11 protein-coding genes are annotated in these 13093 nt (G+C 64.9%); 8 read left to right on the top strand and 3 right to left on the bottom strand.

The genetic code is table 11. From position 1 onward, the window contains the following. Window positions 1–239: 239 nt before the first annotated feature. From QQZ18_RS04085 to QQZ18_RS04075, 3 genes are read left to right on the top strand one after another with little or no spacing between them, the layout of a single operon-like run. On the top strand, window positions 240–1697 hold the full coding sequence (locus tag QQZ18_RS04085; protein WP_284538840.1) for a circularly permuted type 2 ATP-grasp protein: 1458 nt from the start codon (window positions 240–242) through the stop codon (window positions 1695–1697). Window positions 1698–1699: 2 nt separating this feature from the next. Continuing rightward, the gene (locus QQZ18_RS04080; RefSeq protein WP_284538144.1) at window positions 1700–2641 is read left to right on the top strand and encodes an alpha-E domain-containing protein; all 942 of its coding nucleotides are present in this window, start codon (window positions 1700–1702) and stop codon (window positions 2639–2641) included. A gap of 4 nt (window positions 2642–2645) precedes the next feature. After that, window positions 2646–3473, top strand: coding sequence for a transglutaminase family protein (locus QQZ18_RS04075; RefSeq protein ID WP_284538142.1), 828 nt, complete (start codon window positions 2646–2648; stop codon window positions 3471–3473). Window positions 3474–3505: 32 nt separating this feature from the next. Here the strand turns inward: QQZ18_RS04075 and QQZ18_RS04070 are convergent, their stop codons facing one another. Further along, complete coding sequence (locus QQZ18_RS04070) at window positions 3506–4537, bottom strand: LacI family DNA-binding transcriptional regulator (protein WP_284538140.1); 1032 nt, start codon at window positions 4535–4537, stop codon at window positions 3506–3508. 174 nt (window positions 4538–4711) lie between these two features. Here QQZ18_RS04070 and QQZ18_RS04065 point away from each other — a divergent pair, with 174 nt between their 5' ends. The 5 genes from QQZ18_RS04065 to QQZ18_RS04045 all read left to right on the top strand — a co-directional run bounded on the left by QQZ18_RS04065 (window position 4712) and on the right by QQZ18_RS04045 (window position 9609). Beyond that, on the top strand, window positions 4712–5254 hold the full coding sequence (locus tag QQZ18_RS04065) for a TRAP transporter small permease (RefSeq protein ID WP_284538138.1): 543 nt from the start codon (window positions 4712–4714) through the stop codon (window positions 5252–5254). 79 nt (window positions 5255–5333) lie between these two features. After that, window positions 5334–6614 carry a TRAP transporter large permease subunit gene (locus QQZ18_RS04060; protein ID WP_284538136.1) on the top strand — a complete coding sequence of 427 codons (1281 nt, stop codon included), beginning with the start codon at window positions 5334–5336 and terminating at the stop codon, window positions 6612–6614. Window positions 6615–6647: 33 nt separating this feature from the next. Beyond that, window positions 6648–7661, top strand: a complete 1014-nt coding sequence (locus tag QQZ18_RS04055) for a TRAP transporter substrate-binding protein (protein WP_284538134.1) — start codon at window positions 6648–6650, stop codon at window positions 7659–7661. Between the two features lie 117 nt (window positions 7662–7778). After that, a complete protein-coding gene (locus QQZ18_RS04050; RefSeq protein WP_284538132.1) occupies window positions 7779–8603 on the top strand; it encodes an HpcH/HpaI aldolase family protein in 825 nt (274 codons plus the stop codon). A 91-nt stretch (window positions 8604–8694) separates the two neighbouring features. Continuing rightward, complete coding sequence (locus QQZ18_RS04045; RefSeq protein WP_284538130.1) at window positions 8695–9609, top strand: ribokinase; 915 nt, start codon at window positions 8695–8697, stop codon at window positions 9607–9609. Window positions 9610–9725: 116 nt separating this feature from the next. On the opposite strand, the gene QQZ18_RS04040 is transcribed toward QQZ18_RS04045, so the two are convergent. Both QQZ18_RS04040 and QQZ18_RS04035 read right to left on the bottom strand, forming a co-directional pair. Beyond that, a complete protein-coding gene (locus QQZ18_RS04040; RefSeq protein ID WP_284538128.1) occupies window positions 9726–10808 on the bottom strand; it encodes an ABC transporter ATP-binding protein in 1083 nt (360 codons plus the stop codon). Window positions 10809–10840: 32 nt separating this feature from the next. Further along, window positions 10841–13087 carry a glycoside hydrolase family 2 protein gene (locus QQZ18_RS04035; RefSeq protein WP_284538126.1) on the bottom strand — a complete coding sequence of 749 codons (2247 nt, stop codon included), beginning with the start codon at window positions 13085–13087 and terminating at the stop codon, window positions 10841–10843. Between the last annotated feature and the right edge of the window lie 6 nt (window positions 13088–13093).

Here is a 13093-nt window from a genome sequence, read left to right as displayed (position 1 = left end):
AAGGGACCGTTCAACCTGTGGGACCGGCGAAAGTTCCAGACTTTGTTGAGGTGATCTGAGAAAGCCGTCATTCGCTGCGCCTTCGCCGGTGTGGATCTCGATGCCCAATCTATAGGCAAATGCTACCCATCTTTGCTCCATGATGTTTCTTGCCCTTCCCGGTGGTTTGCCGCTTAATTCATCAACGGCAGCGATGCCGAGGAAACGGCGGAGGAACGGGATTGCCGGCTTTCGACGAGATGAACGGGTTCGGGCAAGGCGTCCGGCCCGCCTACAAGACCATCCAGGCCTGGCTCGACAGCTCCGACCCGGAAAACCTCAAACGCCTTCAAAAAGAAGCGGAGTTCCTGTTTCGGCGGATCGGCATCACCTTCGCCGTCTATGGCGACGCCGAGGCCGAGGAGCGCATCATTCCCTTCGACATCGTGCCAAGGGTGCTGACGGGGCGGGAGTGGACGACGCTTTCCAAGGGATTGACCCAGCGCGTGACCGCGCTCAACCGCTTCCTTGCCGATGTCTACGGTGCCGGCGAGATCATCAGGGCCGGCGTCGTGCCGGCCGATCTCGTCTACCAGAATCCCGCCTTCCGGCCGGAGATGGTCGGCCTCAAGCTGCCGCACGACGTCTACGTGCAGATCGCCGGCATCGACGTCATCAGGACCGACGACAAGGACTTCTACGTCCTGGAAGACAACGCCCGCACGCCATCCGGCGTCTCCTACATGCTGGAGAACCGCGACGTGCAGATGCGCCTCTTCCCCGACCTGTTCGCCGAGACGCGCATCCAGCCGGTCGACAACTACCCCGACGAGCTTCTCGCCTCGCTGCGGTCGCTGGCCCCCGCCTCGGCGCCGACCGAGCCGACGGTGGTGCTGATGACGCCGGGGCCCCTCAACTCGGCCTACTACGAGCACTCGTTCCTGGCCGACAAGCTGGGCGTGGAACTGGTGGAGGGGCGCGACCTGTTCGTGCTCGACGAGGTGGTCTACATGCGCACGACGCGCGGGCCGAAACGCGTCGACGTCATCTATCGCCGCATCGACGACGATTTTATCGACCCCATGGTGTTCCGGCCGGATTCGGTGCTCGGCATCCCCGGCCTCATCTCGGCCTATCGCGCCGGCAACGTGACGCTGGCCAATGCCGTCGGCACCGGCGTCGCCGACGACAAGGCCATCTACACCTACATGCCGGAGATCGTGCGCTTCTATCTTGGGGAAGAGCCTATTCTGAAGAACGTGCCGACCTGGCGCTGCCGCGAGCCCGACAGCCTTCGCTATGTGCTCGATCACCTGCCGGAACTGGTGGTCAAGGAAGTGCAGGGTTCGGGCGGCTACGGCATGCTGGTCGGTCCCAAGTCGACCAAGGAGCAGATCGAGACCTTCCGCGCCCGGCTTGTCGCCGATCCCGACGGCTTCATCGCCCAGCCGACGCTGGCCCTCTCCACCTCGCCGACTTTCGTTGGCGACGGCATTGCCCCGCGCCATATCGATCTCAGGCCGTTCGTGCTGACCGGCGCCGACAAGGTTCGCATCGTGCCCGGCGGGCTTACCCGCGTGGCGCTCAAGGAGGGATCGCTGGTGGTCAACTCCAGCCAGGGCGGCGGCACCAAGGATACCTGGATCATCGAGGATCCAGCCGACGGCGCGCCGTTGCCCGTCGGACAGAACCAATCGCAATCGCAGGCGGAGGGCTGATCATGCTGAGCCGTCACGCCGACAGTCTCTATTGGCTCGCCCGCTACGTCGAGCGCGCCGAAAACACCGCCCGTCTTCTTGAAGCCGCGACACGCCTGTCCGCCACGCCGATCATCGCCGAAGGCGGCCGCAACGAATGGGAAATGGCCGTCGACGGCACCGGCACGCTCGACCTCTTCCACCAGCAGCATGCCGAGGCGACGCAGCGGACCGCCGTCGACTATCTCGCCTTCTCGCACGCCAACCCGTCGTCGATCCGCAATTGCCTCGACATTGCCCGCGCCAACGCGCGGTCGGTCCGCACCGCGCTGACCATGGACATGTGGGAGACCATAAACTCCGGCTGGATGGAGACGCGCGGCGTCAACAGCCCCAACCTGACCCGGCAGGAGCTGTCGGACTTCCTGTCGCGGGTGAAGGAGCTGTCGCTGCGCTTCGACGGTTCGGCCTACCGGACGATGCTCAGGAACGACGCCTACTACTTCCTGCGCCTCGGCACCTTCATCGAGCGCGCCGACTTCACCGCCCGCGTGCTGGCGCTGAAGGCCGATGTGCTCGACCCGAACCGGCCATCGCTCGGCGGCAGTGCCGATTATTTCCAGTGGTCGTGGATATTGCGCTCGGTCTCGGCGTTGACCTCCTACCATTGGGTCTACCGCGACAACCTGAAGCCCAACCTCGTTGCCGAGTTCCTGATCCTCAAGGCGGAAATGCCGCGCTCGCTGGTCTCCTGCTACGAGAACGTCACGCTCAACCTCGACAGCCTGTCGCGCGATTACGGGCGCCAGGGCGCAAGCCAGCGCAAGGCGCGCATGCTGCTGAGCCAATTGCAGGACACCACGCTGCCGGGGCTGTTCGCCATCGGCCTCAAAGAGTTCCTCGAGCGCTTCATCCTCGACAACGCCAACCTCGGCAACACCATCGCCGAGCAGTATCTGGGGTAATCTGATGCGGATGCGCATCCGTCACGACATCGTCGCCCGCTACGACGAGCCGGTCACCTTGGCCAGCCGGTCGCTTCACCTTTGTCCACGCACCTTCGATGGGCAGTATGTGCGGGCCTGGCATCTCGACATCACCGGCGACTGCCGGCAGGCCCGCTCGTCGGATGCCTTCGGCAACATCGTCCACGACTGCGCCGTCGAGGGGCCGCTCGACGAGATCGCCATCGCCGCCGAGGGCGAGGTGGAAGTGGACGACACCACCGGCATCTTGCAGGGCGCGCCGCTCGATCGCATTCCGTCGGCCGTCTTCCTGCGTGAGACGCGCGTCACCATGCGGACGCCAGTCGTCCGGTCGTTTGCCGACAAGGCGAAGGTGCTGTCCGATGGCGCACCGCTCGATCTCTGCCACACGCTGATGCATCTCATTCATGAGGAGGTCGAGGCGCTTGCCGCCGATCCGGCCGAACTCTGCGGGGTGCGCGAGGTCGCCGCCGAGAGTGTGCTGGCCGAGGCGCGCGGCACGCCGACCGATCTCGCTCATCTCTTCATCGCCGCCGCGCGCTGCCTGTCGCTGCCGGCCCGCTTCGTTTCCGGCTACAGGTGGCAGGAGGAAGAGACCGCGACCGGCGCACTCGCCGCCTGGGCCGAAGCGCTGATCCCCGGCCTCGGCTGGGTGGGGTTCGACGCGGTGAACGACAGCTGTCCCACCGACGCCTACGTTCGTGTCGCCTCGGCACTCGACCAGTCGGGCGCCGCCTGGGTTCGCGCCGCCGATCGCGGCGGCATTCCAGCCGTGGTAATGGTGACGGCGGCCGCCGACCGGCTGGGTTGAGGGCGCGGTAGCGGCAAGTTCTCGCCGCGCGTCTATGCTCCGGCCGGCCCCGTCGAGCCACGGACGATCAGTTCCGCTTCAAAGGCGTCTTGCGGCACGATGGGCTGCTGGCTGAGCCGGTTGAGCAGATAGTCGGCCGCCGCCTTTCCGATGGCGACATTGTCCACCCGCATCGTCGTCAGGGGAGGCGAAGTGAACTCGGCGATCGGTAGATCGTCGAACCCGGTGATGGACAGGGCGCCGGGCACGTCGATGCCCATGGCGCGTGCTTCGATCAGTGCGCCGATCGCCAACGTGTCGTTGCCGCAGATGATGGCGGTGGGATGGGGGGCGGGGCCGTCGAGGCATTTTCGGAGGCTTTCCCGGCCGAACTCGAACGTCGCCTGTCCCTCGAAAACGTGCTGCGGGCGCAGAGCCAATCCCTCGCTCGCCAGGGCATCCCGTATGCCGGCCAGACGCGCCAGCACGCGGTCGTTGTCGAGCGACGGCTGGTGAATGACGGCAAAGCTGCGATGCCCGAGATCGAGCAGATAGCGCGTCAGCTTGGAGAACGCCGCCTGATTGTCGAAGCCGACACAGGGATGGGCCGACTTCGGCGGGTGCGAATACATCACCACGTAGGGAACACCGCGCGCCGAAATCATCTCGAACAGTTCCGGGCGTTGCAGTTCGCCGACCACGGCCAGGGCCTCGATGCCGCGTGCCAGCATGACTCTGACCTGTTCGGTCGCCTCGTCGAGATCGTAGTTCGAGCAGCCGATCAGCACGGTGATGCCGCTGGCCGACAGCCGGGCCTGCAGGGCATTCACCTGCGCGGCGAAGACATCGTGATCGAGCGTGGGGATCAGCACGCCGGCCAGCCAGGTTCGGCGGCTCGCCAGGGCGGCGCCGGCGGCATTGGGCAGCCAGCCAAGCTCGGCTGCCACCGCGAATATCTTGTCGCGGACTTCCGGCAGCACCTTTTCAGGGGCGTTGAAGGCACGAGAAACGGTCGCCGTCGACACTCCGGCGGCAGCGGCTACATCGATGGCCCGCGGGGGGCGCGACGTCCTGGATTCTCGCATTCCACACCATGACAAGAGAGCGCAAGTATGCGCGTACATATCATTCAAGAGTGTCACAACCTAGTAAAACTGGTTAGTTGACAGGTTTTGCAGGAGATGTGATGTAAGCGCATACATCGTGGCTTCCAACGTGCCTGGAGGGGTGCGCTTCGGAACGAGTCCCGGGAGGGCGCTATGGATACCGTTCGGAAATACCTCATTCGGCCGATCGAGGTGATCATTGCCGCGATGCTGGCGGTCATGCTGGTCATGATCCTTCTCAACGTTGTGCTGCGCTACGCCTTCAACAGCGGCATCACGGTTACCGAGGAACTGTCGCGGCTGCTGTTCGTCTGGCTGGTGTTTCTTGGCGCGGCCGTGGCGCTGTTCGAGCGGTCCCATCTCGGCGTCGATACTCTGCTTCACATTCTGCCGCGCCCGGCCAAGATCGTCTGCTTCGTGCTGTCGAATGCGTTCATGCTCTATCTCAGCTGGCTGATCTTTTCCGGCAGTTGGACTCAGGCGGCGATCAACTACGGCTCCACCACGCCCGTGCTCGGCCTCTCCCAGTCGCTCTATTTCGTTCCGGTTCTGGTCTTCACGGCGATGGCGATGTTCTGGTTCAGCGCCATGCTGCTGAAATCCTTGCGCGGCCGTTTGAGCGACAATGACCTCGTCGGCCTGAAGGACGAAGCCGCCGAAGCCATCGCCGAGGCAAGGTCGGCCGACCAGCGCTGATCCCATTGTCCGGCCAGCCGCGTCTGGTGCCATCTTTCCACGAATGCCGGCCTTGCGGCCGATGCCAGGATTACAGCCCATGACCATCGTGATCTTCGTGGCAACCCTGTTTGCCGCCATGGCAATCGGCCTGCCGATCGCTTACGCCCTCATCCTGTCGGCCGCGGCCCTGATGGTGCATCTCGATCTGTTCGATCCGCAGATCCTTGCCCAGAATCTCGTGGGCGGCGCGGACAGTTTCACTCTGCTGGCCGTACCCTTCTTCATGCTCGCCGGCGAGATCATGAACACCGGCGGCCTGTCAAAGCGCATCGTCAACTTCGCACTGGCCATGATGGGCCACATCCGCGGTGGCCTCGGCTACGTGACGATCATCGCAGCGTGCATTCTGGCCGCGCTGTCCGGTTCGGCCGCCGCCGACGCTGCCGCGCTCGGCGCTCTGCTCGTGCCGATGATGGTCAAGACCGGCCACGAGAAGGGGCGCTCGGTCGGTCTGGTTGCCGCCAGCTCCATCATCGGGCCGATCATCCCGCCTTCCATCGGCTTCATCCTGCTCGGCGTGGCCGCCAATCTGTCCATCTCTAAGCTGTTCCTGGCCGGCATTGCGCCCGGGCTAATGATCGGCATGGCGCTGGCCGTGACGTGGTATTTCCTGTCCGGCAGGGAGAAGATCGAAGTCCGTCCGCGCGCTACCGGCGCCGAGAGGGTCAAGGCTCTGCGCGAGGGCGCTTGGGCGCTCGGCCTGCCGGTGATCATCATCTTCGGACTGAAGTTCGGTCTGTTCACGCCGACGGAAGCGGCGGTGGTCGCCGCCGCCTATGCTCTCTTCGTGTCGTCGGTGATCTATCGCGAAATGACGCTGCCGCTGCTGCTGCGCGTGTTCGTTTCGTCGGCCAAGGTGACGGCGACGGTGATCTTCATGGTCGCCTCGGCCCTGGTGGCTGCATGGCTGATCACCATTGCCGATCTGCCCGGCCAGATGGTCGAGCTGCTCGAGCCCTTCATGCATAGCCCGCGCTTGCTGATGCTGATCATCATGCTGATCATCGTCGCCATCGGCATGGCCATGGATATGGCGCCGACCATTCTGATCCTAGGGCCGATCCTGGTGCCCGTGGTGGTGCAGGCCGGCATCGATCCGATCTACTTCGGCGTCATGCTGATCATCAACACGTCGATCGGGTTGATCACGCCGCCGGTCGGCACCGTTCTCAACGTGACGGCGGGCGTCACGCGCTCGAGCATGGCCACCGTGATCCGTGGCGTGTGGCCCTTCATTGCCGTCGAACTGCTCGTCTTGCTGGCCATGGTTGCCTTCCCGGAACTCATCACCATTCCGGCGGCCTGGCTGAACCGTTGACCCTTCGCATCGCAGACCAACAAGGAGGAGAATATGCGAAATCTCACGAAAATGCTGCTGGCCGGCGCGGTCGCGGCGCTGATGCTTCCCATGGCCGCCCAAGCCGAAATCCACGAACAGACCCTTCGCTTCGCCAGCGCCGGCTCCGAGGGATCGCCGCTGGTCCAGGGACAGCGGAAGTTTGCCGAGATCGTCAAGGAGAAGAGCGGCGGCAAGATTGAGGTCAAGGTGTTTCCGGCCGGTCAGCTTGGCGGCGACATGCAGGCCGTATCGTCGCTGCAAGGCGGTGTCCTGCAGATGTCGGTGATGAACGCCGGTCTGATGGCGTCGCTGGCGCCCGACTTTGCGCTGCTCGATCTGCCTTTCCTGTTTGAAAACCCGAAGGAAGCCGATGCCGTGATGGACGGCGAGGTCGGCAAGATCTTCGCCCAGCAGCTCGATGCCAAGAACCTCGTCGTGCTGTCCTACTGGGAGCTGGGCTTCCGCCAGCTGACCAACAGCCGTCACGCCGTCGAGACGGTCGACGACATCGCCGGCCTCAAGATCCGCGTCGTGCAGTCGCCGATCTACCTCGACATGTTCAACGCGCTTGGCGCCAACGCCGTGCCGATGCCGTTCCCGGAGGTCTACACGGCGCTCGAAACCGGCACCGTGGACGGCCAGGAAAACCCGGCTCCGAGCATCCTGACGGCCAAGCTCAACGAAGTGCAGAAGTTCATGACGCTGACGCGGCACACCTACAACCCGATGGTGATGCTGTATTCGAAGCCGCTGTGGAACAAGCTCGACCCCGAAGAACAGCAGCTGCTGAGCGAAGCGGCGCTGGAGGCGGCCCTGTTCCAGCGACAGCTGTCGCGCGACTCCGACGCCAAGGCGATCGAGGAAATCGCCGCCGCCGGCACCACGGTCACCACCCTGGCGCCGGAAGAAGTGGCCCGGTTCCGCGAGAAGACCAAGGGCGTCGCCGAGGCCTATGCGGCCAAGGCCGATCCGGCCGTGGTCAAGCTGCTCAACGAGACCCTCGCGAAGGCACGCGAAGCCAAGTGATCCAGGCGGAATGACGGTGCCGATGGTTCCTCACGGGATCATCGGCATCCATCCCGCCTCGATGAAAGCGCCGGTCCGGCGCGCAATACCTCTCATGTTCCTGAAGGTCATTTCCCGATGTACAAGCCCAACCGTCTGAAGTCACATCTCTTGTCCGGCAAGACCGCTTTCGGTTGCTGGATCGGTGGCGGCTCGCCCACCAATGCCGAGATACTCGGGCACATCGGATTCGATTATCTTCTGGTCGACCACGAGCATGGCATCGGCGAGACGCGCGAGATCATGGAGACGCTGCGGGCCGTGGAAACGACGCCGACCCCGGCTCTCGTGCGCGTGCCCTGGAACGACCACGTGTTCCTGAAGCGGGTTCTCGACGCGGGCGTCCAGTCGGTCATGATTCCGTCGGTCGACACGCCCGAAGCAGCGGAAGCCGCCGTTCGCGCCTGCCTTTATCCGCCTGAGGGCATTCGCGGTTATGCCGCCGGCGTGGTGCGGGCGTCGACCTTCGGCCTGGAGCCCGACTATATCGTCAAGGCCAACCGGGAAATGCTGATCGTCGTTCAGCTCGAGTCCCATATCGCCGTCGACAATGCCGAGGCCATTGCCGCCATTCCCGGTATCGATGTGGTCTTCATCGGCGTCAACGATCTGGCAGGGTCGATCGGCCGGTTGGAGCAGACCGGCCACGCCGAAGTCCAAGCTCTGGTCCGCCGCGCCGAGAAGGCGATCCTGGACGCCGGCAAGGTGCTGGGCACCGTGCCGAACGGTGGCGCTTCGGTTGCCGATCTCATCGACCGGGGATACCGCGTCATTGCCGGCCCGCATGACGTCGCGCTGTTGCGCGATGCCGGCAAGCTGGCCTTGGCCGACTATCAGGCGATCGCCACGGCAAAGGCCCAGGGCGTCACGCCGGCGACGTCCGGACTGTCGCGTTCCTATTGATGGACACGGCCGGCGTCGATCGACAGGCGATCATGAGGCCCGATAGAGCACTGGGCGCCACGGTCGACGCCGGCGAACTGGATGGGACCTCATGATAACCGTCTTTGGCTCGGTCAACATCGATCTCGTCGCAACCGCGCAGCGTCTGCCCCATCCCGGGGAGACGGTGGCGGGTAACGGCTTTGTCACAACGCCCGGTGGCAAGGGCGCCAATCAGGCCCTGGCCGCCCGGCGGGCCGGCGCCGAGGTGCGCTTTGCCGGCGCGGTGGGCAATGATGGCTTCGCCGGACAGGCCCTTGCGCTTCTCGGGGATAGCGGCGTCGACCTGTCGCTCGTCCGCACCGTGGCCGGACCGACGGGAACCGCCATCATCCTGGTGGATGCCGGCGGCGAGAACATGATCACCGTCATTCCCGGCGCCAACGGCGCGCTGACGCCAGCCGATGCCGAGGCGGCGGTCATGGGACGCGGGCCGCGCGACCTCATGATGATGCAGCTGGAGATTCCTGAGGCCAGCGTCGAGGCCGCACTTGCGGCGGCACGGCGGACCGGGGTCCGCACGCTGCTCAACCTGGCGCCGCTTACCGCCGAGGCGGCGCGGCTTGGTCGCCTTGCGGACATCGTCGTCGCCAACGAGACCGAGTTCGACTGCCTTGTCGGGTCGAAGCTGGAAGGCGACGAGGCTCGCATCGACGCCTTGCGTCGCCTTCATGGAGAAAATGGCCGCACCGTCGTCGTCACCCTTGGCGAACGGGGAGCTATCGCCATCTCGGACGGCGAGATCATCCGGGTGGACAGCCCACGGATCGTTCCTGTCGACGCGGTCGGCGCAGGCGACACCTTCTGCGGCTATCTGGCAGCCGGCCTCGATGCCGGCGACGATTTCGTCGTCTCCCTACAGCGGGCAGCTGTGGCGGGCGCGCTCGCCTGTCTTTCCCCCGGCGCCCAGGCCGCCATTCCCGCTCGAAGCGCCGTCGATGCCAAGAGCGCCGTTCGATCCGATTGAGTCAGATCGGCGTTCCAGCCTCCTGTTTGCCAAGCATCGTCCTCTCCGACCAATGAAAAGGCCGGGACCCTGCGAAGGGTTCCGGCCTTGCCTTGTGCCGACGGTGGAGGGTGCTGTCAGTAGATGCGCTTGCCATCGGCGCCGAACAGCAGCGCGCCGGACGACGGGAAGCGGGCGGTCAGCGTGTCGCCGATCTGAAGGTTCGGGCGGGTCGGACTGGCGATGGTCACCAGATCGGACGATGCCGAGCGGGCGTAGATCAGCGTTTCGGCGCCAAGGTGCTCCATCATGTCGACGGTGACCGGCAGCGCCGCGTCGCCGCCCTCGGCAAACTGCGACGGACGGATGCCCAGGGTGACCGGCGTACCGGCGGCCGGAGCGTCGCCCTTCAGCGCCACCGGCACCACGGCACCGCCGAAGTCGGGCAGGCGAACATCGGCGCGGCCGGCGCCGCCACCTTCGATCACGCCCTTCAGGAAGTTCATCTTCGGCGAACCGATGAAGCCGGCGACGAACAGGTTGGCGGGGTTGTCGTAGAGCTCGAGCGGCGCGCCGACCTGCTCGACGATGCCGGACCTCAGCACGACGATCTTGTCTGCCAGCGTCATGGCTTCGACCTGGTCGTGCGTCACGTAGACGATGGTGGCGCCGAGATCGCGGTGCAGCTTGGCGATCTCGATGCGCATGTGCACGCGCAGCTCGGCGTCGAGGTTGGAAAGCGGCTCGTCGAACAGGAACACCTTCGGATGGCGAACGATGGCGCGGCCGATGGCGACGCGCTGGCGCTGGCCGCCCGAGAGCGCCTTCGGCTTGCGGTCCATCAGCGGTTCGAGTTCGAGGATGCGCGCGGCTTCGTCGACCTGCTTGCGGATCTCCTCCTTGGACAGCTTGGCGAAGCGAAGCGCGAAGCCCATGTTCTCGCGCACGGTCATGTGCGGATAGAGCGCATAGGACTGGAACACCATGGCGATGCCGCGCTGCGACGGATCGACATCGTTCATCCTCTCGCCACCGATGTCGAGCTCGCCGGAGCTGATGGTCTCCAGGCCGGCGATCATGCGCAGCAGCGTGGATTTGCCGCAGCCCGACGGACCGACGAAGACCACGAACTCGCCCGACTTGATGTCGAGGTCGACGCCCTTGATGATCTCGACCGCGCCGAAGGACTTCCTCACGTCCCTGAGGGTAACCTCGCTCATGATGTTGTTTTCCGCTTCGATCGGTTGTGCCGTCAGCCGGCCTTGAGGGTGAGGGTGGTTTCGCCGAACCGATGGCAGGCGACCTTGACGACGACGTCGCCGGCGCCGCCGGTCGTCTCAAGCCAGAAGCCGATGGCGCCGCCCTTCAGCACCATCTCCGACGGACCGAGCAGCTTTGCCTGCCCGCTGACCGTGACATGAACCGCCTCGTCGAGGAAGGGCATGAGGTTGCCAAGCTGGTCGAGCGCGCGGACGATGACGCGGACCGAGTCCTTGGGTTCGGCCGAAAGCTCGGTCCAGTCGGGCTGGACTTCCAGCGTGGTCGGCACCGGGTCGCAGGCGAACCGGACGGTCTTGACCGGCTTGCCGCCGACAAAGCCGGTGACGGTCGCCTCTTCCCACTTCATGCCCCAAAGACCGAGTTCCTCGGCCGAGAAGGCGCGATGGTCGATCACGACGGGGGCGTGCGGCAGATGCGGGTAGATCTCGCGGTCGGGCTTGACGCGCTTGACGATGTCCGGGCCGTACTGGAGTTCCACCTCGTCGCAGTTGGTCAGCACGATCAGCGGCAGGATGCCACCGATGTTGCGCTCGCCACGGGCGTAGTAGGTGACGGGTTTCAGCACCACCTCGTCGGACGGATCGCACTGGCTGGTGTAGACCCAGGCGGCGAACTTGGGCTCGCGCCAGGCGTCCATCACGCCATGATGGCAGATGCGGTCGCCGGAGCCGAAGTCCTTGTGCGTGTTGTAGTCGAACATGCACCAGCCGGTGGAGCCGGAGATGTTCGGGTCGCCATAGACGGCGTTGAGGATGGAGAGATAGCGGGTGACGTGCTCGGCCTGACGCTGCTCCTGATCATAGCGCTTGGTCGGGTACATGTGGCCGTTGAACTCGGTCACCATGTAGGGCACCGGCTTCTTGAGGCCGGTGATCTCCCCGACGGGGCGGAGCGCGGTGCGCGGCCGGTTGGCGCCGGGCAGTTCCTCGTTGCCCTGGATGAAGTCGTTCATCGTGTAGACGTCTTCCAGGAACTCGCTGTCGGTGATGTAGCGGACGCCGCCGGTCTGGCGCGTCGGGTCGAGTTCGTGGGCAAGCTTGTTGGTCGCCGAATAGAAGTCGTGGAAATCCTGCGACTCGTTGATGCGGACGCCCCAGATGATGATCGACGGATGGTTCCAGTCGCGCTCGATCATGGCGCGCACGTTGTCGATGGCCAGCGCCTGCCACTTCTCGTCGCCGACATGCTGCCAGCCGGGGATTTCCTCGAACACCAAGAGGCCGAGGCGGTCGCAGGCATCGAGGAACCAGGGCGACTGCGGGTAGTGCGAGGTGCGGACGACGTTGACCTTCAGCTCGTTCTTCAGGATCTCGGCGTCGAGTTCCTGGGCGCGGCGACCCATGGCGTAGCCGACGTAGGGGTAGGCCTGATGGCGGTTGAGGCCGCGCAGCTTGAGGGGCTTGCCGTTGAGGCGGAAGCCCTCGGGCGTGAACTCGACGGAGCGGAAGCCGAAGTTGACGCAGCAGGCATCGTCGCCGCTCTCGTGGACGAGATCGACCGCCGCCTCGTAGAGGTTCGGATTGTCGATGTCCCAGAGGGCGATGCCATCGAGATTCTTGATCTCCAGCGTCACGCTGTCATTGGCATAGGAGGCGTCGGCGCTGCCGATGGTCTTGCCAGCGGCATCCTTCAGCGTCACCGACACCCGGCCGGCCAGCTTCAGCCCGCGCGGATTGGCGATGTCGACGCGGACCTTTACCGTCTTCTTCGACGCGAGCGCGTCGGGCGTCTCGATCTTGACGTTGCCGATATAGACCGGGGCCGTCACGTGCAGCCAGACGTCGCGATAGATGCCGGCGTAGGTGAGATAGTCGATCTGGCCGCCGAAGGGCGGAATGGCCGGGTTCTCGGAGCCGTCGATCTTCACCGTGACGAGGTTGTCGCCCTCGACCAGGCGTTCGGTCAGTCGGGCGGTGAACGGCGTGTAGCCGTCGGGATGGGCCACCACCTCTTCGCCGTTGACGTAGACGACGCTGTCGGCCATGGCGCCGTCGAACACCAGGGCCACTTCGCGGCCCTCGAACTCGGGCCGCCAGGCAATGACCTTCTGGTAGGTGAACGGCCGCTGGTAGCAGGTTTCGTCAAAGTAGTTGTACGGCAGGTCGACCGCGTTGTGCGGTAGGTTGACCGCCTCGCCCTTGCGGAAGGCGGCAGCGAAATCGGCGGAGAAGCCCTCGTGGAACGTCCAGCCGGTGTTGCAGTTGATGGTCTTGCGCATTTTGAA

The sequence above is a fragment of the Pleomorphomonas sp. T1.2MG-36 genome, from assembly GCF_950100655.1.
GTDB lineage: Bacteria > Pseudomonadota > Alphaproteobacteria > Rhizobiales > Pleomorphomonadaceae > Pleomorphomonas.
Note: the sequence above shows the minus strand (reverse complement) of the source record. Positions and strands in the feature narration are given on the sequence as shown.